Origin of the sequence: Streptomyces blattellae, assembly GCF_009709555.1 — a bacterium.
Classification (GTDB): domain Bacteria; phylum Actinomycetota; class Actinomycetes; order Streptomycetales; family Streptomycetaceae; genus Streptomyces; species Streptomyces blattellae.
In genome coordinates this window covers 39,912-65,165 of record NZ_WJBG01000152.1, presented here as the reverse complement: position 1 = coordinate 65,165, position 25,254 = coordinate 39,912, and the positions used below count along the sequence as shown (strand labels likewise).

The 25,254-nt window shown below is 72.0% G+C and carries 17 protein-coding genes; 11 read left to right on the top strand and 6 right to left on the bottom strand.

Going from position 1 to position 25,254, the window contains the following annotated elements:
• Positions 1 to 265: 265 nt before the first annotated feature.
• On the top strand, positions 266 to 1,231 hold the full coding sequence (locus tag GFH49_RS17800; RefSeq protein WP_155056894.1) for a zinc-binding dehydrogenase: 966 nt from the start codon (positions 266 to 268) through the stop codon (positions 1,229 to 1,231).
• A 118-nt stretch (positions 1,232 to 1,349) separates the two neighbouring features.
• Here the strand turns inward: GFH49_RS17800 and GFH49_RS17795 are convergent, their stop codons facing one another.
• Entirely contained in the window at positions 1,350 to 2,411 is a 1,062-nt protein-coding gene (locus GFH49_RS17795; RefSeq protein ID WP_155056893.1) for a PadR family transcriptional regulator, read from the bottom strand.
• A 2-nt stretch (positions 2,412 to 2,413) separates the two neighbouring features.
• Positions 2,414 to 3,523: a DUF4097 family beta strand repeat-containing protein gene (locus tag GFH49_RS17790; protein WP_155056891.1), complete on the bottom strand. Its 1,110-nt coding sequence runs from the start codon at positions 3,521 to 3,523 to the stop codon at positions 2,414 to 2,416.
• Between the two features lie 288 nt (positions 3,524 to 3,811).
• On the opposite strand from GFH49_RS17790, the gene GFH49_RS17785 reads away from it, so the two are divergent.
• The 9 genes from GFH49_RS17785 (at position 3,812) to fxsT (ending at position 17,470) form a co-directional block, all read left to right on the top strand.
• Positions 3,812 to 4,651: a hypothetical protein gene (locus GFH49_RS17785; RefSeq protein WP_155056890.1), complete on the top strand. Its 840-nt coding sequence runs from the start codon at positions 3,812 to 3,814 to the stop codon at positions 4,649 to 4,651.
• Between the two features lie 208 nt (positions 4,652 to 4,859).
• Positions 4,860 to 5,039, top strand: coding sequence for a DUF6104 family protein (locus tag GFH49_RS17780; protein ID WP_155056888.1), 180 nt, complete (start codon positions 4,860 to 4,862; stop codon positions 5,037 to 5,039).
• 89 nt (positions 5,040 to 5,128) lie between these two features.
• Complete coding sequence (locus GFH49_RS17775) at positions 5,129 to 5,539, top strand: CU044_2847 family protein (protein ID WP_230396356.1); 411 nt, start codon at positions 5,129 to 5,131, stop codon at positions 5,537 to 5,539.
• Entirely contained in the window at positions 5,536 to 8,112 is a 2,577-nt protein-coding gene (locus GFH49_RS17770) for a VMAP-C domain-containing protein (protein ID WP_155056886.1), read from the top strand. Before GFH49_RS17775 ends, GFH49_RS17770 begins: the two co-directional genes overlap by 4 nt.
• 182 nt (positions 8,113 to 8,294) lie before the next feature.
• Entirely contained in the window at positions 8,295 to 9,311 is a 1,017-nt protein-coding gene (locus tag GFH49_RS17765; protein ID WP_155056884.1) for an AAA family ATPase, read from the top strand.
• Between the two features lie 7 nt (positions 9,312 to 9,318).
• Positions 9,319 to 12,558 carry an SAV_2336 N-terminal domain-related protein gene (locus tag GFH49_RS17760; RefSeq protein WP_155056882.1) on the top strand — a complete coding sequence of 1,080 codons (3,240 nt, stop codon included), beginning with the start codon at positions 9,319 to 9,321 and terminating at the stop codon, positions 12,556 to 12,558.
• A 265-nt stretch (positions 12,559 to 12,823) separates the two neighbouring features.
• A complete protein-coding gene (locus tag GFH49_RS17755) occupies positions 12,824 to 13,102 on the top strand; it encodes an FxSxx-COOH-like cyclophane-containing RiPP peptide (RefSeq protein ID WP_155056880.1) in 279 nt (92 codons plus the stop codon).
• Positions 13,099 to 14,391: an aKG-HExxH-type peptide beta-hydroxylase gene (locus tag GFH49_RS17750; protein ID WP_155056878.1), complete on the top strand. Its 1,293-nt coding sequence runs from the start codon at positions 13,099 to 13,101 to the stop codon at positions 14,389 to 14,391. The genes GFH49_RS17755 and GFH49_RS17750 overlap by 4 nt, the downstream gene beginning before the upstream one ends.
• 76 nt (positions 14,392 to 14,467) lie before the next feature.
• The gene (fxsT, locus tag GFH49_RS17745) at positions 14,468 to 17,470 is read left to right on the top strand and encodes an FxSxx-COOH system tetratricopeptide repeat protein (protein ID WP_155056877.1); all 3,003 of its coding nucleotides are present in this window, start codon (positions 14,468 to 14,470) and stop codon (positions 17,468 to 17,470) included.
• A gap of 77 nt (positions 17,471 to 17,547) precedes the next feature.
• Here fxsT and GFH49_RS17740 read toward each other — a convergent pair whose 3' ends face one another.
• The 4 genes from GFH49_RS17740 to GFH49_RS17725 form a co-directional block, all read right to left on the bottom strand.
• Positions 17,548 to 21,336, bottom strand: a complete 3,789-nt coding sequence (locus tag GFH49_RS17740; RefSeq protein ID WP_155056876.1) for a multifunctional oxoglutarate decarboxylase/oxoglutarate dehydrogenase thiamine pyrophosphate-binding subunit/dihydrolipoyllysine-residue succinyltransferase subunit — start codon at positions 21,334 to 21,336, stop codon at positions 17,548 to 17,550.
• A gap of 281 nt (positions 21,337 to 21,617) precedes the next feature.
• Positions 21,618 to 22,724: a HAMP domain-containing sensor histidine kinase gene (locus tag GFH49_RS17735; RefSeq protein WP_155056875.1), complete on the bottom strand. Its 1,107-nt coding sequence runs from the start codon at positions 22,722 to 22,724 to the stop codon at positions 21,618 to 21,620.
• The gene (locus GFH49_RS17730; RefSeq protein ID WP_155056874.1) at positions 22,721 to 23,461 is read right to left on the bottom strand and encodes a response regulator transcription factor; all 741 of its coding nucleotides are present in this window, start codon (positions 23,459 to 23,461) and stop codon (positions 22,721 to 22,723) included. Before GFH49_RS17730 ends, GFH49_RS17735 begins: the two co-directional genes overlap by 4 nt.
• A 124-nt stretch (positions 23,462 to 23,585) precedes the next feature.
• Positions 23,586 to 24,281: a spermine/spermidine synthase domain-containing protein gene (locus GFH49_RS17725; RefSeq protein WP_155056873.1), complete on the bottom strand. Its 696-nt coding sequence runs from the start codon at positions 24,279 to 24,281 to the stop codon at positions 23,586 to 23,588.
• 206 nt (positions 24,282 to 24,487) lie between these two features.
• On the opposite strand from GFH49_RS17725, the gene GFH49_RS17720 reads away from it, so the two are divergent.
• Complete coding sequence (locus GFH49_RS17720; RefSeq protein WP_155056872.1) at positions 24,488 to 25,087, top strand: hypothetical protein; 600 nt, start codon at positions 24,488 to 24,490, stop codon at positions 25,085 to 25,087.
• Positions 25,088 to 25,254: the final 167 nt, after the last annotated feature.

Here is a 25,254-nt window from a genome sequence, read left to right as displayed (position 1 = left end):
TGGTCTCGCGCGGCGGTCCGTCGGACGAGACCTCCGGTGGCGCGCTCGCGGCGTTCGAGGGCCCCAGTGTTCGAGGGCCCCGGCGTTCGGGCCATCAGCCGGATCTCGGCCGCCGCGACGGAGGCCACCGACGATTGGCCGCGCAAGGGGCGTCATGCACCATGACCTCGTCGGCGCCAAACGCCCGTCGGCGTTCGGGCAAGAGGGCGTGTGTCACAGGCTCCCCTGGTTCCGTGGGCCCCGCACGCCCCCTATCGTCGAGCCCATGTTCGCCGCATACGCTGCCCGAATCGACCGTGACCAGCCTCTCTCCGGCCTGGAGTTGGGGGAGCGTCCGGCTCCCGAGGCTCGCGCCGGATGGAGCGTCGTCAACGTCAGAGCCGCCTCTCTCAACCATCACGACCTGTGGTCCCTGCGGGGCGTGGGCCTCTCGGACGACCTGCTGCCGATGATCCTCGGATGCGACGCCGCAGGGGTCGACGAGGACGGCAACGAGGTCGTGCTGCACTCCGTCATCGGTCAGAGCGGGTACGGGGTCGGTCCCAAGGAGCCGCGCTCCATCCTCACCGAGCGGTACCAGGGAACCTTCGCCGAGCAGGTCGCCGTACCGACGTGGAATGTGCTGCCGAAGCCCAAGGAGCTGTCCTTCGAGGAGGCAGCCTGTCTGCCGACGGCCTGGCTGACGGCGTATCGGATGCTCTTCACCAATGCCGGGGTACGGCCGGGGGACTCGGTGCTCGTGCAGGGTGCCGGGGGTGGGGTCGCCACGGCCGCGATCGCCTTGGGGAAGGCGGCGGGGCTTCGGATGTTCGCCACCAGCCGGGACGAGGCCAAGCGGAAGCGGGCCGTGGAGCTGGGGGCGGTCGAGGCCGTGGAGCCGGGGGCGCGGCTGCCGCAGCGGGTCGATGCCGTGATCGAGACGGTGGGGGCCGCCACCTGGTCGCATTCCGTGAAGTCGCTGCGGCCCGGAGGCACTCTCGTCATCTCCGGGGCGACTAGCGGGGACCGTCCTTCGCATGCCGAACTGACCCGGATTTTCTTCCTGGAGCTCAAGGTCGTCGGGTCGACGATGGGGACCAAGGACGAGCTGGAGGATCTGCTCTCCTTCTGCGCCGCCACCGGGGTGCGTCCCGTGATCGACGAGGTGCTTCCGCTGGACCGGGCCCGGGAGGGCTTCGAGCGGATGGAGTCGGGGGAGCAGTTCGGGAAGATCGTGCTCACGAACGGCTGACGGTCTCGTTGCTTCGTGCTGTGTCCCGTGCGGCCCTGGCGGGGTTCTGCCCGGACTGCCGGTGGGGGTAGGGCAGTGCGGCCGGTTTCCGTCGCCGCACTGCCTTCCGAGGGTGCCGTCAGCTCTTCGGCGTCCGCAGCAGCGCCCCGATATGTGCTGCTGCCGTCGACAAGTGACGGCGGGCGTCGCTGAGTTGGCCGGATGTGACGCCGTGGTCGCGGGCCGCGTCGCGAATGTCGTCGCGGAAGCGGTCCAGTAGGCGGTCGAGGTCGCGGGCCGGATCACCGGTGGGGTCCTCGTGGGCCCAGGAGGGTTCGAAGGAGGCCGGGAAGTCCACCGGGGTGTCGGTGAGCTCCGGCTCGGCGGGCGCCGACTTGGCAGTACCGGTCCGGCCGAAACCGAAGTCCCGGCCGAACTCCTTGCCGTAGTCCTTCCCGAACTCACCGAACTCCCTGGCCAGTTCCGTCAGGCCCTCGCGGACGCCCGTCGGCCAGTCGCCCCGCGCGAAGTGGTCCTGCACCTGCTCCTGGACCCGGCGGGCGATGCGCTGCACCTCCTCCTGGGCCTGCGCCCGGGCCCGGTCCTGTGCCTCCTTCGCCTGGCGCCGGGCCCGCTGCGCCTCCTCGCGGGCCCGGCGGCTCTCGTCCTTGGCCCGCCTGGCCTGTTCCTTCCACTCCTGCTTGACGCGACGCATCTCCTCCTTGGCGGCACGCCAGGCCTCGTTGTCCGCGTACTCCGTGAAGTCGCCGAGCGGGCCGCCCTGTTCGACGCGGGCCCGGGTGCCGGTGCCGCGGTGGGCCTCGCTCGCCGCCGCCCGCATCTCGCGCCGCAGGTCGCCCGCCGCGCCGCGCACATCGGCCTGGATCTCGGCGGCGAGTTCCGCGACGGAGTCCCGGATCTCCAGCTCCAGGTCGGCCAGTTCACCGCTGCGGTCGGCCAGTTCGGCGCGGCCCGCATCCGTGATGGCGTACACCTTGCGGCCGCCCTCGGTGGTGTGGGTGACCAGGCCCTCGGCCTCCAGCTTGGCCAGGCGCGGGTAGACGGTGCCCGCCGAGGGGGCGTACAGGCCCTGGAAGCGGTCTTCGAGAAGCCGGATCACCTCGTAGCCGTGGCGTGGTGATTCGTCCAGCAGCTTCAACAGGTAGAGGCGGAGGCGGCCGTGGGCGAAGACGGGAGGCATGTTCAGAGCACCTTCTTGTCGGTCGTGCCGTCGGCCGGCGCGCTGGTGGCGACGGCGCCCGGACCGGAAACGGAATTGTCCCCCGAGTCGGCCTGTGGTTCGTCCCCCGAGTCGCCCTGCGGGCGGTCCGCTGCGTCGTCGAGTGGTCGGTCCGCTGAGTCGTCAAGTGGTCGGTCCGAGGTGTTCTGTGGTCGGTCCGCCGGGGTGTTCTGCGGTCGGTCAGAGGTGTCCTGCGGTCGGTCCGCTGCGGTGTCCCTCGGGGTGTCCGCCGGTTCGGGCGACGGGTTCCACGGCTGCTCCTCGTCCTGCCTGGATGGGCGCGGCAGCAGCGCGATCGAGCCGGAGACGGTGGTCGCCCGCAGCTTGCCGTTGCCCGGGCCGAGACGGCCGGTGATCTTGTGGGTGCCCCACTGGCCGTGGACGCGGAGTCCGTCGAAGGCGTTGGAGATCGTCCCGCTCGCGGTGTTCGCCTCGACCTCGGCGTCCGCCGGCTGCGGCAGCCGGATGGCGATCTCGCCGGAGACGCTGGTCATGCGAACGTCCGTGGGGCCGTCGGAATCCAGGTCGATGATCATGGAGCCGCTGACCGAGTCGGCCCGCACGGAGGAGCCCGAGCCCTCGATCACGGTCAGGTCGCCGGAGACCGAGTTGAAGCGCAGGTCGCCGGTGACGGACTGGGCCTCCAGATTCCCGGAGACCGTGTCCGCGCGGACCGGACCGGAGAGCCGGACGAGGGTGGTGTCACCGGTGACGCCCTTCACCACCGAGGGTCCGTCGATCCCGGAGACGACCGCGCCCGCGCCGACCACCCCCACCTCCACGCGTGTGGACGCCGGCACGGCCAGGGAGACCACGGCGCTGCGGCGCCAGCCCTTGCGGTCCAGCCACTTGAGGAAGCCCTTCCAGGGCAGGTCGTCGTACGCCACTGTCAGCGTGCCGTCCTCCTGGGTGACCAGCAGGGGCGGGCCATCGATCTCGGAGACCTCCAGGCGGGCGGAACCCTCGTCCGTCCCCACGACGTTCACCGTTCCGTTGACGATGCGCACGTGGAGCTCGCTCAGCGGCTCGTCGAAGGTGAGTTTCCTGGGCTCGGTGACGGACCACTCGGACATGGTGCAGACCTCCTCGACCGGCCCGGACCGCGCAGGGGACCGGACGGAACACGAACAGAGCACGAACAGAACACAAGCGGGAGCAACTGGAACAAGCAGAGATGAACCGCGTCACGCCATATCGCGTCTTCCGTAATTCACGATATATCGCGGAGATGGAAAGTCAAGACACTCGTTCGTGTGAGCGTCCGTGATTCGGGGTGGGGTGATAGCGGGGTGGGGTCGCGTCGGAGCGTGCGGAATCGCGGCAAATCGACCTAATCGAGCAAATTGCCATAGCGTGTCAGCATGTCGACGGAACGATTCCCGGCCGCTCGCCAGGCGCGTCCCGCGCCGGGTGCCCTGCTGCTCTGCCGGGCGGAGCCCGAGTCCGTCGCCCCCGCCGCGCAACTGCTGCACGAGCGCATGCTGCTCACTCCGGCCGGCGCGGAGTGGAGCGTTCTGGTCCCCGAGGGCACGCCGTGGCTGCACGGCGGCGAACCCGTCGACCGTGTCGTCACCGGCTGGGCGACCGCGCTGGCGGTCGGCGCCCCCTGGCCCGTCCTCGCCGTCTGGTGGGACGCCGACCGCGGCGGCTTCACCCTCGCGTCCGGCTTCCGCCGCCCCGTCGGCTACGACTGGCTCGCCCATGGCATCCCGGCCGGCGAGGACGAGGCCATGCGCACCTTCGCCGCCCGTCTCGGGCTCGACCCGGTACCGGAGATGCGGGCCCTGGACGCGCTGACGAAACCAGACCCCGCCGCCGACGCGCGCGCACGCGTGCGCGGCCTCCTCGCGATCCTCGCGCGCGCGGGAGTGGCCCTTCCCGCCGGCCTCGCCCCCGGTGAACCCGCCGACCGGCTGAGCAAGGCGGCCCGCGCCCACCCGCAGGCGCGGATCGTGGAGTGGCCGGTCGGGCGCGAGGCCGTCCGTGCGGGACTGGCCGCCGTCGATCGCGCCCGTACGGTTCCCTGGCCGCCCTGGCCCGGCGACCCCAGGGACCTCTCCCTCGCGCAGGTGGCGGTCGGGCTCCCGCTGGCGGTCTGGGGTGTGCGGCGGCGCAGTGGCGGGTGGGTGGTGGCGGGGGTGCTGCTGGTCGCGCACGGCGTGTTCGGGCTGACGTACGGGATCGTGCGCCCGCGTGACTGATGGGTGTGCGAGACGGTGTGCTGCGCGACTGGCGCGCGGTGTCCGCGCCCGAGCGGGCGATGCACGCGCGTGGGCGTCGCGGTCAGGCCGCGCTCCGGGGGCGGCGAAACCGTACGGACCGCCGATTGCATAGGCTGTTCTCGGCTGCCCGAGCAGGAAGCAGGGTGTATCGGGTCGTATCAGGACGTATGGCGACGGAGAGCATCCCATGTACTTCACCGACCGCGGTATCGAGGAACTGGAGAAGCGGCGCGGCGAGGAAGAGATCACCTTTGAGTGGCTTGCCGAGCAGCTGCGGACGTTCGTGGATCTGAATCCGGACTTCGAGGTGCCGGTCGAGCGCCTGGCGACCTGGCTGGCCCGGCTGGATGACGAGGACGACGACTAGATCAGATCGCCAACTGGCTCCTCTCGCACTGGACTTCATCCGGAGTTAGCCTTCTTCTTTCCATTGCGGAGCGGAGGACGGGGGGCGCCATGGGCGGATGGGTCGAACAGATACGGCTCGACGACGGGACGGTCGTATGGGCCAGGATCGGCGCGGCGGACGAGGCCGCACTGGAGCGGGACGGTTACCAGGACACCGGAATCGGGGACCGGATCACCGACATGGCGCACGGCCTCTCCGGCACGGTCGGCGGCGTCGTGCGCTCCTTGCGCGCCGGTCTGGACCTCACAGCGCCGGTCGAGGTGGCCGTGACCTTCGGAATCGAACTGTCGGCGCAGTCCGGCAAGATCGTGAGCGCCATCGCCGGAGCCGGTGGCCAGGCCGCGCTGACGGTGTCCCTGACCTGGACCGAACCCGCCCGGGAGGGCGGCGGCCCGGATCCGGGGCCGGGAGACGGCGACGACGCGTCGAGCGGACGCCCGGCCTCCGGCGCCGAATGAGCGCCCTTGAAGTCGTGGTGCGCCCCTCCCTCGCCCGCATCGAGGAGCCGGGCGCCGGGTATGCAAAGGGCTACTGGGGATCAGGCTTCTTCATTGCCCCGGGCTGGCTGCTGACCTGCGCTCATGTCGTGGGGAAGGGGGGAGCTGCGGTGTTGCGAGGGGAGGCTCCCGTGGGCGTCACCTGGGAGGGCGGCACCTCCACCGGTGAACCGAGCCGCACCACCGGTGAAGTCGTCCTCGCCAAGCCCCGGCCCGACACACCCGAAAGGGCGGGCCCCAACTGGCAGTTGCCGGACATCGCGCTCGTCAGGGTCCCGGCCGCGACGGACGCGCGGTGCGTGTGGCTCACCGACCGCGAGCCGGGCATCCCTGGCCCGGTCAGCCTGCACGGCTGGTCACGGCAGACCGGCGACGTCGGCATACGGGACGGCATCGGCGAGGCCCGCGGCTGGGACGCGGGCGCGATGGTGATCGGTGACAGCCTGCCCGTCGAAGGGCTCTCGGGCGGGCCCGTGGTCGATCTGCGGTACGGCGCCGTCATCGGCCTGAACAAGGGCCGTGGCCGGGATGAGGGCGTCGCCGTCCCGATCACCGCGCTGTACCAGCTGCTCCAGCTGCCCGGCGGCGACGTCCTGCACACCGTGCTGCGCGAGCACGACCTGTACCACTTCGGACGGCTGTCCGGCGGTCGGCCGGCGGGTCCGGGCTGGTCTTCCGCGGGGGTTGATGTGCCGGGGCAGCCCGGCTCGGCTGTCGCGGGTGGGCCGGCGGGTCCGGGCTGGTCTTCTGCGGGGGTTGATGTGCCGGGGCAGCCCGGCTCGGCTGTCGCGGGTGGGCCGGCGGGTCCGGGCTGGTCTTCTGCGGGGGTTGATGTGCCGGGGCAGCCCGGCTCGGCTGTCGCGGGTGGGCCGGCGGGTCCGGGCCGGTCTTCCGCAGAGGCTGATGTGCCGGGGAAGCAGGGCTCAGCCGTCGTGGGTCGGCCGGTGGACCCGGACTGGCCCTCTGTGCAGGCCGATGTGCCGACGCAGCCCGGCTCGGCTGCCGAGGGCGGGCCGGTGGACCAGGACTGGCCTTCCGCGCGGGCCGACCTGCCGGGGCAGCGCGGCTCGGCGGTCGCGGGCGGGCCGGCGGGCTCGGACTGGCCCTTCGCGGGGGCTGATGTGCCGGGGCAGCAGGGCTCAGCCGTCGTCGGTCGGCCGGTGGACCCGGACTGGCCCTCCGCGCAGGCCGACCTGCCGGGGCAGCGTGGCTCGGCCGTCACGCCCGAGCTGCGGATCCGCCTCCACGGGCACCTCGCCCACCTCCCGCCGCCCGCCCGTACGGGCGACGTCATGCGCCTGGTGCACGAGGTCAGGCGACTGGTGACGGACGAGCGGTCCCCGTCCCCGATCCTGCACGAGCCGCACACCTGGCGGGAGGGCACCGGACTGCTGACGGGGCTGCGTGCCCCGGGCCGCGGGGACGGGCGGTCCCGCGTCGATCTCGAAGCCGTCCTGCTGTACGCGGCGATGGTGGCGATGCACTGCGTCCGGGAGCGCCCGGCCGAGGTGGCGCGGGAGCCGCTGCGCGAGTTCACCGACTGGATCATCGAGCAGGCCCGCCACCACGACCACTGGGCGGTGCGCGAACACATCGGCCGGCTGCTCGACGGTCTCGGCCGCTCGCCCCGGCCCCGGTCGGCCCCGGCGACGCCCGCGACCCGTATCGACGTCCTCGTCACCATCGGCGACCGCCTCTATGGCGACCGCTATCCCTGGCGCGTCCAGCTCATGTACGACGGCCGCGACGTCACGCCGGTCGACGGCGACGACCGCGGCGTACCCCTGGAGCTGCTGCACGAGTCGCTGCGGGAGCCGCTCGCGCGGGCCCTGAGCCAGGGCGACCACGGTGAACACCTGGCCGCGGTCGAGGTGTTCCTCCCACGCCGCCTGTTCGACCTCCCAGTCGATGAGTGGCAGCTGGCCCCGGACGATCCCGAGGACGACGAAGCCGACCTGTTCGACGAGCGGTCCGTACCACTCGGACTGCGCAGAACCGTCGTCATCCGCGACCTGAAGCGCAACAGCGGTCTGCCGAAGCCCGACTGGCGCCGCCGCTGGAGAGGCACGCAACGCGGCCGGCTGTCCGCCGAACCGCTGTCCGCCGACGCGCGGGAGGACGGCGAGACGGCCGGCGGGCAGCAGCGCAAATGGGCTGTCTACGGCCGCATGCTGGGTATGGCGGAAGGGCGTGTCCCGGTGCTCTGCGGCCCCGTCGGCAGCGGGGACGCCAGGGTGGCCCTGGAGGCGGCGCTGATGACCGGTCACTCCGTGGTGCTCTGGCGCCGGGACGGCCACGATCACGACGAGTGCCGCGCCTTTCACGGACAGGCCGCCGGTCTGCTGCAGGCGGCCGGCCGGGTGGACGCCCTGCACGCCCCGGTGCGCGAACTGCGCATCAGGGCGGCCGATGCCGACACCGCGCGGGCTCAAGGCCTGCGGGGCAGAATCGCCGTACTCCTGGATCCACCGGACCGTCCGCCCTACGGAAGGGAGCCCATGCGACCGCCCTCGCCGGCCGGACCCGACAGCTGAGCGGACCGTCAACCGGCATATGAGGCAAGGGCATATGAGACAAGGGCGTTGGCCGACCGGATCGGAAGACCGGACGCCCTGCAACCTCGGCACGCACGGTACAGGCACGGTAGTTGGGCGGTAACGTCATACGTCGAACGGCCGGGCCCGCTGCATGATCACCAAGCCGGGAGGAGCCCAAGGTGAACGACTGGCGGATCTACCGCGGAGTGGGTCAGCCGCACGACGGTGTACAGCGGTTGCCCGCGCCGCCGCCCTGGCGGGACTTCGAGGGCGCGCGCAGCGGCCCGGACACCGGCCAGGAGGACCCCAGCAGCGCCCGCCGGCTCGGCGTCCGCCGCCGCCTCGTGGAGAACTACGCGCCGCGTGCCGCCGAGGTCGACGCCGTCAACGCCGCCCTCTATCTGCGCCGCCCTCTCCTCGTCACCGGCAACCCGGGCACCGGCAAGTCCACCCTCGCCTACGCGGTGGCCCACGAGCTGGGCCTGGGGCGGGTGCTCCGCTGGCCGATCGTCAGCCGGTCCACCCTCCAGGACGGCCTGTACCGCTACGACGCGATAGGCCGGCTCCAGGACGTCCAACTGGAGCGGGCCCAGGGCGGCGCCGGGCCCGCGGCGGCCCCGTCCGGCATCGGGTCGTACATCCGGCTCGGGCCGCTCGGCACCGCGCTGCTGCCCGCGGAGCGGCCCCGCGTCCTGCTCATCGACGAACTCGACAAGAGCGACCTCGACCTGCCCAACGACCTGCTGAACACGTTGGAGGAGGGCGAGTTCGCCATCCCCGAGCTGGAACGGCTCGCGGACCGCGAACCCGTCGTGGAGGTGCTCACCCACGACGGCGAGCGCGTGTCCGTACGGGACGGACGGATCGCCTGCACCGCCTTCCCGGTGATCGTCCTGACGTCCAACGGCGAACGGGACTTCCCCGCCCCGCTGCTCAGGCGCTGCGTCCAGCTCGAACTGGAGCCGCCCGGCGAGGAGCAGCTCACCGCCATGGTCGAGGCGCACCTCGGTGACGAGGGCGTCGCCGCCGGCCGTGATCTGATCGCCCGGTTCCTGGACCGCGAGCCGGGCGAGGTCGTCGCCGCGGACCAGTTGCTGGGCGCCCTCTTCCTCACCCAGCACGCGCCGAACACCGAACGCCTCACCCGGGAGCGGATCGCGGACCTGCTCATGCAGCCGCTCGACCGTACGAGGTGAGGGGCGGATGCATGGAATGCGTCTGGACGAGCTGATAGGCAGGTTGCGCCGCGGCGGCCTGGACCTGACCGCCGAACAGGTCGCGGACGCGGTCTGGCTGGCCCGCAGGCTCGGCGCGGCGGCTTCCCCCGACGACCCCGGCGGCGCGGAGCACATCCCGGAGCCGGAACCCGTCCTGCCGGAGGAACGGCCGGGCCGCCCCGCGGAGCCGGCCCCGCCCGGCGGACGGCGGACCGGCGACGACCGGGCCCCGTCCACCCCGGTCCCGCTGCACACGGAGCTGCGGGGCACGAGCGGCGATCGCGCCGGCGCATCCGGCGCCGCCCCGGCCGACGGCACACAGCACGCCTTCCCGGTGCGTGCGCCCGCCGCCACCGCCCTGCCCGGACTGCTCGGCCTGGAGAAGGCGTTACGCGCCCTCGGCCGCTACCGGGTCGAGGCCTCGGCATCCCAGGAAGCCGGGATCGACGAGGAGAAGACCGCCGAACACGCCGCCGCCAGCGGGCTCCTGCTGCCCGTGCCACGGCTCGGGCGCCGGCAGCGCTGCGACGTCCAGCTGCTGATGGACACCGGACCCGCGATGGCCGTTTGGGGCAGGCTGGTCGAGGAACTGCGGCAGGCCTGCCAGCAGTCCGGCGCCTTCGCGTCCGTACGCGTCCACCATCTCTACGACGACGGATCCGGTACCCCTCTCGTCGGTACGACCGCCGGGCCCGCCCGGCACACCCGGCTGCGCTCGGCCGACGAACTGCACGACCCGTCGGGCCGTTGCCTCACCTTCGTGATCAGCGACTGCGTCGGCCCCCTGTGGCAGAACGGCGCCGCACAGCGGCTCCTGCACACCTGGCCCCGTGCCTCGCCGCTCGCCGTGATCCAGCCGCTGCCGCCGCGCCTGTGGGGCCGTACCGCCCTGCCCGCCGAACCGGGCCTGCTCCTGCGGCCCGCCGAACTCGGTGGCCGCATCACCTTCCTGCCCGACGACGAGCCCTGGGACGAACCGGCCGCCGACGCCCGTCCCGTGCCGGTGCTCCAGCCCAGTGCCGAGGCGTTCGAGGCGTGGGCCCGGCTGCTGTCGGGCACCGGGCCGACCCGCGAGCGGGCGTGGGCCGCCTGGACGACCCCTCAGGTGCCGTCCGAGGCCGTCGCCCGCAGTGCGGCATCCCCACCCGGACAGGGCCCGCGCGGCGATGATGAACTCCTGCGCGCCTTCCGGGCCGGTGCCTCGCCCGGCGCGCTCCGGCTGGCCGTGTACCTGGCGGCGGCGCCGCTCACCCTGCCGGTCATGCAGCTCGTCCAGCGGGCCATGCTCCCGGACACCGGACCCATGGAACTGGCCGAGGTGCTGCTCGGCGGACTGCTGCGGCAGCTGCCCGGCACCGAGGCCCAGCCCTGCTTCGCCTACCCGGGCCGGGTGCAGGACCTGCTGCTCTCCTCCCTCGACCAGGACACGGCCGGACTGGTCCTCAAACACTGCTCCGCCTACGTGGAACGCCACTTCGGCAAGGGGACCCGCAACTTCGCCGCGTTCGCCGCGGCCCGGCTCGCCGACCACGCTCCCACCGTCGGCGGCCCGTCCCTGGACGCCGACGGGCCGCGAGACGCCGAAGGGGGAGTCGAGGCCGAGCTGTTCGCACGCATCCCCGCGCGGGTGCTGCGCTTCTACCTGCCCGATCTGGTGACCCCCCGGCCCGTCGAGGAGGCGGAGCGGCTGTACGGCCAGTGGCAGGCGATGGCCGACCCGGAGGTGCTGCACCGGGCGCGGGAACAGGCGGAGGCCGCGGTACGCGCCCCCGTGCCGGCCGGCGACGACGGGGTACGGGCCCGGCTGGTCCTCGGCCGGGTCCTGCGTGCCGAGGCCGGGACGTCGGCGGCGCGCGGCGCGGGCCGCCGGACCGAACTGCTGCGCACCGCGGTCGAGGAGCTGGCGGCGGCCCATTCCGCGGCCACGGCGGACAGCGTGGAACAGGCCGACGCCGCGCTCGAACTCGCGGCGGGCCGCCATGAGCTGTGGCGTCTGACGGGCGAAACCGACCAGCTGACGGCCGCGCTGGACGTACTCGCACCCGAGACCGCTCCCTGGCCGACGGTGGCTCGTCCGGCCGGGGCGGGGAGTCGGGCGGGGGAGACGGGGGCGGTCCCGGAGAGCGAACCGGCGGGCGCCGGGCGTTTCCGGGTCGTTCACCGGGCGCGGTTGCTGCGCCGCGGGCGGATCCTGCTCGATCTGGCCCGGCCCGGTGCCGCCACTGGCGAACTGGAGGAGGCATGCGCCCTGCTGGACGCCGACGGCGCCCCCGGAGCCGTACGCAGTCCCGCCCTGCTCGATCTGGCGCGGGCGCTGCGCGCGGCCGGTGCCGAGGACGCCAGGACGCGCGAGGCCCTCGTACGGGCCGAACGCGCCGCGGGCGACGACCCTGAACTGCGGCTGCCCTGCCTAACCGCCCTGGCCGCGTTCCACGACGCCGCGGGCGAGACCCGGGAGGCCGACGAAGCGTACGAGACGGCCGCTCTGCTCGCCCCGCCCGACAGCCCGCGGCGCTGCGAACTCCTCACCGCCTGGGGCGAGTCGCTGCTCCGGCGGGCCTCGGCGCGGGACGGTGCGCGGATCGTGGACCGTGCCGAGAACGTGCTGCGCGAAGCGCTCAAGGCGCTGCCCGCGTGGTCCACGCAGCGCGGCCGGCTGCAGGGGCTCGTCGGCAGCGCGCTGGCGCAGCGGTTCCGTCATCTGGGCTTCCTGCCGGACCTGTTCGAGAGCCGGCATCTGCTCACCCAGGCGGTGCGCGCCGCGGCCGACGCCGGGGTACGCGCCGAGGCCTGGCTCCAGCTCGGCCGGGTGCGCCTCGAAGGGTGGTACCGCGCCGGGGCGCCCGTCCTCGTCGAAGCGCTCCAGGCGTACGAGAACGCCGAGCGCGAGGCCGGGGCGGCCCACGGCACCGATCCGGGCTCGGTGACAGCGGCCCGGGCCCGGCACGGACGCGGCACGGTCCTCGTGCTCATGGGGCGGCCGGGGGCGGCACTGACGGCCTACCGGTCGGCCCGGGAGCGGTGGCAGGAGCTGGTCGCCGCGTTGCGCGAGGTCGACTGGACAGACGTGGAGTCGACGCGGCGCGCGGAGCAGGAACTCGCGGCGGCACCGGATCGGCCGGGCGGGGCACGGACGATGCCGGAGCAGGCGTGGGGGCGCGCGGCGCCGCCGTGGTGGTCGTGGTCGTTGGAGTGGGTTGATCGGGCGGGGTTTGACTGGAGTTGATTCGCGCGGGGTTTCTGTTTCTGGTCGGTCGGGAAGAGGTGGGCGGCTGCGGCGTCGGGGCGGGGTGGGTGTGGGTACGGGTGGTGCCGGAGCGGGTGTGGGGGTGGGTGGTGTCGTCGTGGTGGTCGTGGTCGTTGGAGTGGGTCGACTGGGCGGGGTTTGACTGGAGTTGATTCGCGCGGGGTTTCTGTTTCCGGCCGGTCGGGAAGAAGACGGCAGCTACGGCGACCGGGCGGGGCAGGCGACAGGCAGGGAGGAGCCGAGGGTGGCGGAGCAGCGGAAGAGGGCGGCCGGCCCCGGTGAGGACGCCGGACGTACCGCGCCCCTGCCCGACCTCACCGACGTGGACCTGCGGACCTTGCGTGCCATGGACGACCCGGGGCTCAGCGCGGCAGTCGAGCAAGTGCTGTGCGGCGCCACCGAGTTCCGGGAGGTCTGGTACGGGGACGGCGAAGGGGGGCAGTCCAGCCCGGGAGAGCGTGACGAGCGTACGTTTTCAGTCGGACTCGCCGGGGTCGGGCAGGCCGAGGAAGACCGGGGATGACGCAGGCTCCGGTCTCCTCCGAAGTCTTCACGGCGCTCGCGAGGACCCGGCCCGCGCCGAAGGCCACGACGGTACTGCGTGTCGCACTCCACGCGCGTCGCATGCTGCTCGTCAAGTCCCTCCTCGTCCGCGTCGAACGGCAGTCCGCCGCGCTCACCCCGGCGGTCCGGCGTCGCTTCGAGCGGGACTGGGCGCTGCTGGTGCGGGCGGAGCGGGCCGACGCCGCCGCGGTCCGGGACGTCGTCGACTACCCGATGACCGGAGCCTGGCTCACCGAGGCGCTCGCCGCTCCGGAGGGAGCGGCCTTCGCACTGCAGCTGGCCCATGCGGGCGGAGTGGCCGTCGCGGCCGCCGTCCGTGCGGGCTGCCCGGTCGACGGTACGCTCCCGACGCCCTCGGGAGCGCTGGTGCTGCCCGGCCTCGGCGTGCTGCGCTGCCCGTCCGGCCACGCGCGTCTGGGCGGGCACCCGGGGCTGGTGCGGATCACGGACGAGGCGGGCCGCAACGACGTCCTGCTGCCGCGGCCGGTGGCCCGGCCGGACGGCGGCGCACCCGGCGGGGCCGGGCGCGGACCCGGCTGGTCCGCGCTGCGCACCCTGCCCGGCGGCACCGTCGTCTTCGACGACCTCGACCCGTACCGGGTGCCGCCGCGTGGCATAGGGCCGCAGTCCCTGCTCGCGGCCGAACGCCCCGACAGCTCCTACCGGATGTGGGCCCGTCGGTGGCGCGAGGCCTCGGCGCTGCTGTCGGCGACGGATCCGGACCGCGCCGCCGAACTGCGGGCGCTGCTGCGTGCCGTGGTGCCACTGGCGCCCGCGGAGCGCCCGGGAGGCACCTCGATGGGCGCCACCCTCCGGGCCGCCCCGGGGGCCGCTCTGACCCAGCTGCCCGACGAGGGGCGGGAGCTTGCCGAGTCCCTGGTGCACGAGACGCACCACAGCAAGCTCGCCGCCCTCGACGGGCTCGTCCCGTTGTGCCGTCCCGGCCGGGGCACCGCGCACCGGGTGGCGTGGCGCTCCGATCCCCGGCCCGTTCCGGCGGTGCTCCAGGGCGCCTATGCGCATCTGGCGCTCGCCGACCTGTGGTGGCGGACGGGCCATGGATCCCGGGCACCCGCGGAGTGGCGGCGCAGGGCCCGGGAGCGATTCGAAGCGCAGCGGGAAGAGGTGGGTGAGGCCTTGTCCCTCCTGCTGGAATCCGATGAACTGACCTGTGCCGGAAGGGAGTTCGTCCAGGAGATGGGTAGGCACCACGCAAGCCTCGGGGTGACGGCCCAAAACGTTCTGTGACACTTCGTGTGGATATGAGTGCATTGCGTTAGCGTGTGGCGCGAAAAGCGGCAGACGCGGGAACAGGGAGCGTGCGATGGCGGAACAGCGGCGGTCGGGCGGGGACGGTGCCTCGGCACCCGAACGCGTCCTGGTGGTCTTCCCGGGCTACCACCGCTCGTGGGCGACATGGATCGCCCAGTGCCTGGAGAGTCACGGAAACCAGGCCACACTGCAGCGCTGGGATCCGCCGCGCGAGGTCCCGTTGGAGGACTCGCTCGGCGACCTGCTGCTGTCCTCCGGCCCGGTGCTCCTCGTCCTCGACGACTGGTTCTTCGAACTGGGCCCGCGCCCGGCCGGCGAGTGGAACGACGCCCTGCGCGGCTTCGTCGCCGCTCACTCCGACCGGTTCGCCGCCGTCAACCTCACCAACCGGCCGCTCCTGCCGGCCACCGCGGTCCTCGAACCCGCGAGCCTGTGGGGGCTCGGCGAGGAGGCCGCCGAGGAGCGCCTGCTGCGGCGGCTGGGCCTGGAACGCCGCCGTACCCCCAGGCCGCCCGCCATCAGGGTCCGCTACCCCGAGACACGGTGCGAGATCTGGGGCGAGGTGCCGCGCCGTAACCCGCGGTTCACCGGCCGCGACGACCTGCTGACCGGCATCCACCAGCGCCTCGCCGACGCCGACCGCGGCGCCGCCGTATGCACCCTGCTCGGCATGTCCGGCATCGGCAAGACCCAGCTCGCCGCCGAATACGCGCACCGGTTCAGCCCCGACTACGACGTGGTGTGGTGGGTCAACTCCGACGACCGCAACATCCAGCGGGACCGGCTCGGCGAACTCGCCGTGGAACTCGGGCTGCGCATCGGCAGCGAGCCCGGCGAACGCATCCGCGCCGTGCGGGACGCCCTGCGACGCGGCGAGCCGCACGCCAACTGGCTGCTGATCTTCGACGGCTGGGACGACACCGACGGGATCAACGCGCTGCTCCCGCAGGGTTCCGGGCACGTCCTCGTCACCTCACGCAACCGCGCTTGGAGCGAGTACACCGACGTCCTCGAAATCCCCGCCTTCCTGCGCCCGGAGTCCACCGCCTATCTGATGCGCCGCGCTCCTCACATCACCGCCGACCAGGCGGACGAGGTCGCGGCCGAGTTCGGCGACGTACCGCTGCCGCTCGTCCAGGCCGCCTCCTGGCTCGGCGAGTCGCGCATGGAGGTACCGGAGTATCTGCGGATGGTCCGTGAGCGCAGGCTCACCACGGTCGACGAGCCCATCACCGGCGACGGCTTCCCGCAGTCGTCCATGACCTCCTGGTCGATACTGCTCAACCGCCTGCGCAACGCGCAGCCGCAGGCCATCGACGTCCTGGGCCTGTGCACCTCGTTCGCGCCCGGACGCATCCCGCTCGGCCTCATCCGCGCCTACCCGCAGGCCGACCTCCCCGAGGAGCTGCGGTGGATGTCGACCGACCTGGCCGCCTGGACCCGCGCCCTGGACACCCTGGTCAACTACTCGGTGCTCACCCGCGAGACCCGGGGCCCGGTCGGCGCGGAGATGGGCCCGCACCAGGAGTCGGTGCACATGCACCGGCTCGTCCACGACATCGTCTCCAAGCTGACCAGCGAGGACAGCCGCACCACCCATCGCCGGGCGGTCCGCGTCCTGATCGCGCAGGCCGACCCCGGCAACCCGCTGGACAGCAGGAACTGGCCGCTCTACGCCGAACTGGTGCCGCATCTGGAGCCCTCCGGCGCGCTCAGCAGCACCCAGACCCGGGTCCAGGAGACCGTCCTGAACTGCCTGCGGTACTGCTTCCGCAGCGGGGAGTACAAGAGCGGCCTGGACCTGGCGCAGCGGATCCGCGACCACTGGTCGCGGTTCATGGATCCGCTGGCCCAGCCCATGCTCGACCTGACCACGCAGGAGGGCAACATCCTGCGGGCGATGGGCCGCTTCCGCGACGCCTACGAGCTGGACCGCGGCGTCCACGAGCAGCTGCACACCGCCGAGCCGCGCAACGAGCTGGCCGAACTCTCCACCAAGGGCTCCATGGCCGCCGACCTGCGTCACCTGGGCCGCTACGGCGACGCGCACGAGCTGCAGCGGGAGGCCTTCGACGGCTACCACCGGCAACTCGGCCCGGACGAGGCCGTCACGCTGATCGCCCGGCACAACCTCGGCGTCGGCCTGCGGCTCCTGGGCAGGTACCAGGAGGCGTACGACCTCGATCTGGAAACCCTCGCCCGGCGGGAGAGCGTGCTGCGCGCCCGGCACATCAACACGCTCAGCTCGGGCAACGCGGTCGTGCAGGACCTGCGCTTCCTCGGCCGCTGGCGCGACGCGCTCACGCGTCAGGAGCCCTTGGTCCGGCTGCATGTGCAGGTGCTCGGCCCGCAGCATCCGCAGACCCTCTCCGCCCGCGGCCAGCTGGTCATCTGCCGCCGCCGCGACGGCGGCCAGACCCAGGACGTGGGCCCCGAGATGGCCAGCCTCCTCGAACAGCTGGCGCAGGTGCACGGCCGCGGGCACTACCGCACCCTGGCCTTCATCTGCAACTACGGCAACTACCTGCGCGAACACGGTGACCTCAGCCAGTCCCGGGACCTGATCGACGAGGCGGAGGCGGGCTACCGCTCCCTCCTCGGCCCCGCGCACCCGGTCGCCACCGGCATGCTCTCCAACAGCGGCCTCGTCATGCAGGCCGCCGGTGAACGCGCCGAGGCCATGTCGATGTTCGAGGCCGCGCTGGCCGGCCTCACCGCCACGCTCGGCCCGGACCACCCGTGGGTCCTGGGCTGCGCCCTCAACGCCGCGAGCGGGCGGAACTTCAACGGCCGTATCGCCGAGGCCGTCGAGCTGAGCCGGGACACGCTGCGCCGGTCCCGGCACGCGCTGGGCGACGAGCATCCGCTCACGCTGTCCGGGCAGGTGGCCCTGGCCGCGGACCTGCGCGCGGCGCGCGAGCAGGAGGAGGCCGGGAAACTTGAGGAAGACGGCCTGCTGGCGCTGACCCGGACGCTCGGCGCGCAGCACCCGCACACCATCTCGGCCCGCCAGCGCACGCGCCCCTACTGGGACTTCGAGCCCTTCCTGGGCTGACGGCACACACAGTGAAGGGCCCGGCCCCGGAGAAACTCCGGAACCGGGCCCTTCGCCGTGCGTGCCGTCAGCGAGGACTACGCCTCGAACACCTCACGCACCAACTGCTCCTGCTCGGCCTGGTGCCGCTTCGCGGAGCCGACCGCCGGGGACGAGCCGTGCGGACGCGAGATGCGCCGCAGCCGCTCGCCGTGGGGGACGTCGGCGCCGACCGCGAGGTCGAGGTGGTCGATCAGGTTGAGGGCGATGAACGGCCAGGCGCCCTGGTTCGCCGGCTCCTCCTGGGCCCACAGGTATTTCTCGGCGTTCGGGTACTTGGCGATCTCGGCCTGGAGCTCGGCACCCGGCAGCGGGTACAGCCGCTCAAGGCGGATGATCGCCGTCGCGGCAGATGCGGCGTCGGTGGCGCCGCGCTTGTGGCGCTCGGCCTCCAGGTCGTAGTACAGCTTGCCCGCCACGAAGACGACCTTGCGGACCGCGGCCGGGTCCACCGTCGAGTCGCCGATGACCGGGCGGAACTGACCCGACGTGAACTCCTCCGTCTTCGACGCGGCGGCCTTGAGGCGCAGCATCGACTTCGGCGTGAAGACCACCAGCGGCTTGTGGTGCGGGTTGTGCACCTGCCACCGCAGGAGGTGGAAGTAGTTCGACGGGAGCGTCGGCATCGCGACCGTCATGTTGTTCTGGGCGCAGAGCTGGAGGAAGCGCTCGACACGGGCCGAGGAGTGGTCCGGGCCCTGGCCTTCGTAGCCGTGGGGGAGGAGCAGCGTCACGCCGCTCGTCTGGCCCCACTTCTGCTCGGCCGCCGAGATGTACTCGTCGACCACCGTCTGCGCGCCGTTGACGAAGTCGCCGAACTGCGCCTCCCACATCACGAGCGCGTCGGGGCGGGCCAGCGAGTAGCCGTACTCGAAGCCCATGACCGCGTATTCGGACAGCAGGGAGTTGTAGACGTTGTAACGCGCCTGGTCCTCGGCGAGGTACTGCAGCGGGGTGTGCTCCCCGCCCGTCTGACGGTCGATGAGAACCGCGTGGCGCTGGCCGAAAGTGCCCCGCTGGGAGTCCTGGCCGGAAAGGCGGACCGGGGTGCCCTCCAGCAGGAGGGAGCCGACCGCGAGGGTCTCACCCATACCCCAGTCGATCGTGCCGTCCTCGACCATCGCCGCCCGGCGCTGCAGCTGCGGCAGCAGACGCGGGTGGACGCTGAAGGAGTCCGGGATGTTGACCTGGGACTCGGCGATCCGCTTCACGACCTCTGTGGAGATCGCGGTGCCCACGGCGACCGGGAACTCCGCCTGCGGGTCCGACACCGGAGCCGTCACCGGCTGGGAGACCGCTTCACGGACCTCCGTGAAGACCTTCTCCAGCTGGCCCTGGTAGTCCTGCAGCGCCTGCTCGGCCTCTTCCAGGGTGATGTCGCCACGACCGATCAGGGACTCGGTGTAGAGCTTGCGCACCGAGCGCTTCTTGTCGATCAGGTCGTACATCAGCGGCTGCGTGAACGCCGGGTTGTCCGACTCGTTGTGACCGCGGCGGCGGTAGCAGATGAGGTCGATCACCACGTCCTTGTTGAAGGCCTGGCGGAACTCGAAGGCCAGCCGCGCGACGCGCACGCAGGCCTCCGGGTCGTCGCCGTTCACGTGGAAGATCGGGGCCTCGATCATGCGCGCGACGTCGGTGGCGTACATCGACGAGCGGGACGACTCCGGCGCGGCGGTGAAGCCGACCTGGTTGTTGATGACGACGTGGACCGTGCCGCCGGTGCGGTAGCCGCGCAGCTGCGACATGTTCAGGGTCTCGGCCACCACGCCCTGGCCCGCGAAGGCCGCGTCGCCGTGGATCGCCACCGGCAGGACCGTGAAGTCCGTGCCGCCCTTGTTGATGATGTCCTGCTTGGCGCGGGCGATGCCCTCGATGACCGGGTCGACCGTCTCCAGGTGGGACGGGTTCGCGGCCAGGGAGACCTTGATCTGCTCGCCGTCCAGGCCCGTGAACGTGCCCTCGGCGCCCAGGTGGTACTTCACGTCACCGGAGCCGTGCATCGACTTCGGGTCGAGGTTGCCCTCGAACTCGCGGAAGATCTGGGCGTACGACTTCCCGACGATGTTGGCCAGGACGTTCAGCCGGCCGCGGTGGGCCATGCCGATGACGACCTCGTCCAGGCGGGACTCGGCGGCCGAGTCCAGCACCGCGTCCAGCAGCGGGATGACGGACTCGCCGCCCTCCAGGGAGAAGCGCTTCTGGCCGACGTACTTCGTCTGCAGGAAGGTCTCGAAGGCTTCCGCGGCGTTCAGCCGGCGCAGGATGCGCAGCTGCTCCTCGCGCTCCGGCTTGGTGTGGCCGCGCTCCACCCGGTCCTGGATCCACTTGCGCTGCTTGGGGTCCTGGATGTGCATGGACTCGATGCCGGTGGTGCGGCAGTACGAGTCGCGCAGCACGCCGAGGATGTCGCGCAGCTTCATCATCGACTTGCCGGCGAAGCCGCCGACGGCGAACTCGCGCTCCAGGTCCCAGAGTGTGAGGCCGTGCTCGACGATGTCGAGGTCGGGGTGCTTGCGCTGGCGGTACTCCAGCGGGTCGGTGTCGGCCATGACGTGGCCGCGGACCCGGTAGGAGTGGATCAGCTCGAAGACCCGGGCGGCCTTCGTCACGTCGTCGTCGTGCGAGGCGTCGATGTCCTTGAGCCAGCGGACCGGCTCGTAGGGGATGCGCAGCGCCTCGAAGATCTCGTCGTAGAACTCGTTCTCGCCGAGGAGCAGGTTGGCGACCGCGCGCAGGAACTCGCCGGAGGCCGCGCCCTGGATCACCCGGTGGTCATACGTCGACGTGAGCGTCATGACCTTGGAGATGCCGAGCTTGTTCAGCGTGTCCTGGGAGGTGCCCTGGAACTCCGCCGGGTAGTCCATGGAGCCGACGCCCATGATGACCGACTGGCCGGGCATCAGGCGGGGGACCGAGTGGACGGTGCCGAGGCCGCCGGGGTTGGTCAGCGAGACCGTGACGCCGGTGAAGTCGTCCATCGTCAGCTTGTTGTCGCGGGCCCGACGGACGATGTCCTCGTAGGCCTGCCAGAACTCGAAGAAGTTGAGCGTCTCGGCCTTCTTGATGGCCGCGACGACCAGCTGGCGGTCGCCGTTGGGCTTGACCAGGTCGATGGCGAGGCCGAGGTTGACGTGCGGCGGCTTGATGAGGGTCGGCTTGCCGTCCTTCTCGCCGAACGCGTGGTTCATCGACGGCATGGCCTTGATGGCCTGCACCATCGCGTAGCCGATCAGGTGCGTGAAGGAGATCTTCCCGCCCCGGGCGCGCTTGAGGTGGTTGTTGATGACGATGCGGTTGTCGAACAGCAGCTTCACCGGGACCGCGCGCACGGACGTGGCCGTGGGCAGCTCCAGCGAGGCGTTCATGTTCTTGGCGACCGCGGCGGACGGGCCGCGCAGCGTCACGAACTCCGGGCCGTCGGGGGCCTGGGGGGCTGGTTCGGCCTTGGCCTTCGGCGCGGCGGCGGGCTGGGCGGGCTTGGCGGGCGCCTTCGCCGGGGCGGGAGCCGCGGCGGCGGGCTTCGGGGCCGCCGGGGCCGGAGCCGGGGCGGCGGGCGCGGCCGGGGCCTGCGCCGGCGGAGCCGTGGTGGTGCCCGCGGCCCCCGCGGCCGTGGTACCCGCCGGAGCCGACGGGGCGGTGGCCCCGGGCTTGTAGTCGGCGAAGAAGTCCCACCAGGCGCGGTCTACGGAATTCGGGTCCTGGAGGTACTGCTGATAGATCTCGTCGACGAGCCACTCGTTCGGACCGAACGCGGCCGCGGGGTTCTTCCCCGCTTGGTCGGTGTCGGTCGAGATGTTCGAGTTACTGGGGGACTGTGGCGACACGGCGGCAACCGCCCTCTTCCGCTTCACAAGGTGATGGACAGCGGGAATCAAGGCTACGCCCCCATGGCCGCGAAGGTCAGTCCGGGCCTGCTCATCGTCGTGTAAGTCACACTGAACCGCGTGTTTCGGTGGTGGAAATGGCGGGAAACAAGCGTGGTTCTGGTGCGGAAGGGATGGCTCGGCCCCGACCCGGCGCGATCATGGCGCGGGCATCTGCCTGATCACACGTGTCCATCAGCGGGGACCGACATGGATCTTCTGGCTCCGGTTCGAACTTTACGTCAACTTGGCATAGATGGCTCGCCCGGAAGGGTGATCAGAATCCGGCAACCTCGCGCAGATTCGGCCACGCCGATCCGGCCGCCGTGCAGATCCACCGCCCAGCGGGCGATCGCCAGGCCCAGCCCCGTGCCGCCGTCGCTGCCCGGTCCGTGCGGGCGGTTGACGGCTCCCCGGTTGAACCGCTCGAACACGCGGTGCCACTCCGACCTGGGGATACCGGGCCCCTCGTCGAGGACCTCCAGCTCCAGCGACTCGGGGCAGTTCCCGCGCCGGGCCTTCACGGTCACCCGGCCGTGCGGCGGACTGTGCTTGACCGCGTTGTCGATGAGGTTGGCGACGACCTGGTGGATCCGCTCGGGGTCGGCGTGCGCGGTCAGTTCCGGCGGTGACACGTCCAAGTGCAGATGGACGTCCGTACGGGTGTGGCTGCCGGATCCGGACGCCATGCCCGCGCGGACCGAGGAGACCATGTTGGCCTCCTTCAGCACGCCCGACAGATACGGCCACACCTCGAAACGCCGCTTCTTCAGCGGTACCACGCCGTTGTCGAGCCGGGAGAGGTCGAGCAGGGTCTCGACCAGCCGTCCGAGCCGCTCCGTCTGCTTCAGGGCCGTCCGCATGGTCTCCGGGTCGGCCTCGGTCACGCCGTCGACGATGTTCTCCAGCACCGCGCGCAGGCCCGCGATCGGCGTGCGCAGCTCGTGCGAGACGTTCGCCACCAGTTCCTTGCGCTGGCGTTCCTGCTCCTCCAGCTCGTCGGCCATGGCATTGATCGTCTCGGCCAGGTCGCCCAGCTCGTCGCGCCGGTTGTCACGCACCCGGCGTGTGTAGTCGCCCTGCGCGATCGACCGGGCCACCGCGTTCATCTCGTCCAGCGGCGCGGTCAGCGAGTGCGCCACGAACTGCGTGATCAGCAGCGTGGCGATCATTGAGAAGACCGTGATGAAGCGCAGCTCGGTCTCGGTGCGCATGGCGATCATCATCAGGCCGGTGGTGATCAGGACCGAGATGACGACGAGCGCACCCAGCTTGGTCTTGATCGAGAACGGACGCACACCGCCCCAGGGCTCCCCGGGGCCTCTCCGCGGGGCCGGCCCGTCGTTCATGGCGTCGGCGTCTCCAGCGCATAGCCCACGCCGTGCACCGTACGGATCCGCTCGGCGCCGATCTTCCGCCGCAGCGCCTTGATGTGGCTGTCGACGGTCCGGGTGCCGGAGGCGTCCGCCCAGTCCCACACCTCGGCGAGCAGCTGCTCACGGGAGAGCACCGCGCGCGGGGTGTTCGCCAGGCAGACCAGCAGGTCGAACTCGGTGGGCGTGAGGTGCACGTCCTCGGACCTGACCCGCACCCGGCGCTGCGCGTGGTCGATCTCCAGCTCGCCGAGGCGCAGGATGCCGCTGCGCGGTGTGGACGCGGCGATCGCGGCCCGCTCCACCCGGCGCAGCAGTACGTGCACCCGGGCGGCCAGCTCACGCATCGAGAACGGCTTGGTCATGTAGTCGTCGGCGCCGACGCCGAGCCCGACCAGCATGTCCGTCTCGTCGTCGCGTGCCGTGAGCATCAGCACCGGCACCGGCCGCGCGGCCTGCACGCGCCGGCAGACCTCCAGGCCGTCGAAGCCGGGCAGCATGATGTCGAGGATCAGCAGGTCGGGCTGCCAGGCCTCGGCCGTGTCGACCGCGGCCGGGCCGTCGCCCGCCGTCTGTACGAGGAATCCTTCGGCACGCAGGCGGGTGGCGATGGCGTCCACGATCGTGGGGTCGTCCTCGACCACCAGCACCCGGCGCTGTGCGCCCGGGGTGGCCGTCGCCGTGCCGTTGTGGGAGGTGTGTGTCTGCTCCATCGCCCGCCCCTGAAGTTGCGTTCCGGAATCCGTGGGGTGATCCCTTATGACTGCGCATGTCTGCGATTGGCACGTGAATGATCGGCGCCAGGGAAGCAGAGTACGGGGAGTCACCTGCCCTTTGCTATCCAGGTCGGACGCCGAGATGTACGACGTCCGGAACGCCCCGGGCAACGGGGATCTCTTCGGTACGCACCCGTTGGAAACCGGCATTCCATAGGGTTCCTTCAAATTCCGGAGAGGGCTTCGCCGACCAGACGGCCAGCACGCCCCCGGACCTCAACGCCCTTGCGCAGCCTGCCAGTCCGGCCGGTGAGTACAGTCCGTCGTTGTCCTCGGTGACGGTCCATTCGGGCCCGTTGTCGATGTCGAGGCACAGTGCGTCGTACGTGTCGGAAATCTCATTGACGTAAGAGATCAGGTCACTTTCGACGATCTCCGTGCGGGGATCCGCGAGGGCCTTCGCGGACAGCGCGGACAGGGGGCCTTCGCGGTGCCAGTCGATGACGGCCGGTTCACGTTCGACGACGGTGATGCGGCCCCAGCGCGGGTTCTGCGCGGCGTGTGCGAGCGAGAAACCGACGCCCAGGCCTCCGATCAGCAGATTCGGCCGCGCACGGGCGTCCAGGGCGTCCAGGGCGTCCAAGGCGTCGAGTGCGACATCGACGAGCCGCCGCTCCGAGCGGCCGTCGGAGGTGTCCATCAGGAAGCAGCCGTTCGCGATGATCTGCAGCAGCTCGCCGTGGCGGCGCAGGACGACCTCTCCGTGCGGGCCCTCACGACGGTCCAGGACTTCGGGCGGGTCGTATGCGGTGGGCATCGACCCATCGTGGCACTTCTTTGACGGATTGTTGATGGAAATACAGACGTCGTGTTGACGAGACATGCATGCGGTCGCAGTTCGGCGGTACACCTCCGGGCTGCCCCCGCAACGTCGGCGAGCGGATTTCTGGAAGCGTCTTCCTCGCCCCCCACGGTCGTCCTAGGCTCTTGACGTGGGTTCCGGTCGATGGAACCCAGCCGTCCGTGACACTCGGGGGCGACGTGGACGTGCCGACGCTGATCCTGCTGGGAGCGGCAGGAGGTGCGCTGCGAGGTGCCCTCGACTTCTACATCCAGTTCGCCAACTGGCGCTCTGCCCGCAACGCCCACCGCCGGGCGGGGCGGGAGCCGGGGCAGGGGCAGTCGCAGGGGCCGCAGCTTCCGGCACCCCGGTTCCAGGAGTACGTCGATCCCGCGGTCGACCTGGTGGCAGCCGCCGTGCACAGCGTGCTGGGCGCCGGCCTGGCGGCGCTCCTGGGCGGCACCGGTCAGATCAGCGGCCCCTTCGCCGCGATCGTCGTCGGCATCTCGGCACCGGTGATCCTGACCCAGCTCGCCCGCGTCCAGTCCGTGAGCGAGGCGGTCGCGGGCGGGCAGGCGGTCGCGGGCGGGCAGGTGGCGGCGGGCGGGACGGACATCGCCGCGCCGGACGTACAGGCGGTGCCGGCGGGGCCCGCGGAACAGCCCCCGCCGAACGGGCGGCCCGCGGATCCGGCGGGCGGGCCGAGCCGGGGCCGCGGCGTCCGGGGGACACCATCGCTGCCGCACGGCGGTCCGGTCGTCGGTGAGGAGGGGGCGCCATGACCACCAGACGCTCGGTGCGGCGTCGCCTCGCGGCGGCCGTGCTCGGTATGGAGCGTCCCGGACGCGGGCCGGCGGAGGCGGGGGCACGGCGTGAACTCCCGTTCGGGCGACGGGTGCTGGCGGCGGTCCTGGGGGTACGGGTGGGCGTGGGCCCGGGGCAGGTCGCG

What these genes read in the sequence shown, in the direction of transcription:
- GFH49_RS17800 (WP_155056894.1), top strand. Translation starts at nt 266, where the DNA reads ATGTTCGCCGCATACGCTGCCCGAATCGACCGTGACCAGCCTCTCTCC.
- GFH49_RS17795 (WP_155056893.1), bottom strand. Translation starts at nt 2,411, where the DNA reads ATGCCTCCCGTCTTCGCCCACGGCCGCCTCCGCCTCTACCTGTTGAAG.
- GFH49_RS17790 (WP_155056891.1), bottom strand. Translation starts at nt 3,523, where the DNA reads ATGTCCGAGTGGTCCGTCACCGAGCCCAGGAAACTCACCTTCGACGAG.
- GFH49_RS17785 (WP_155056890.1), top strand. Translation starts at nt 3,812, where the DNA reads ATGTCGACGGAACGATTCCCGGCCGCTCGCCAGGCGCGTCCCGCGCCG.
- GFH49_RS17780 (WP_155056888.1), top strand. Translation starts at nt 4,860, where the DNA reads ATGTACTTCACCGACCGCGGTATCGAGGAACTGGAGAAGCGGCGCGGC.
- GFH49_RS17775 (WP_230396356.1), top strand. Translation starts at nt 5,129, where the DNA reads ATGGGCGGATGGGTCGAACAGATACGGCTCGACGACGGGACGGTCGTA.
- GFH49_RS17770 (WP_155056886.1), top strand. Translation starts at nt 5,536, where the DNA reads ATGAGCGCCCTTGAAGTCGTGGTGCGCCCCTCCCTCGCCCGCATCGAG.
- GFH49_RS17760 (WP_155056882.1), top strand. Translation starts at nt 9,319, where the DNA reads ATGCATGGAATGCGTCTGGACGAGCTGATAGGCAGGTTGCGCCGCGGC.
- GFH49_RS17750 (WP_155056878.1), top strand. Translation starts at nt 13,099, where the DNA reads ATGACGCAGGCTCCGGTCTCCTCCGAAGTCTTCACGGCGCTCGCGAGG.
- fxsT (WP_155056877.1), top strand. Translation starts at nt 14,468, where the DNA reads ATGGCGGAACAGCGGCGGTCGGGCGGGGACGGTGCCTCGGCACCCGAA.
- GFH49_RS17735 (WP_155056875.1), bottom strand. Translation starts at nt 22,724, where the DNA reads ATGAACGACGGGCCGGCCCCGCGGAGAGGCCCCGGGGAGCCCTGGGGC.
- GFH49_RS17730 (WP_155056874.1), bottom strand. Translation starts at nt 23,461, where the DNA reads ATGGAGCAGACACACACCTCCCACAACGGCACGGCGACGGCCACCCCG.
- GFH49_RS17725 (WP_155056873.1), bottom strand. Translation starts at nt 24,281, where the DNA reads ATGCCCACCGCATACGACCCGCCCGAAGTCCTGGACCGTCGTGAGGGC.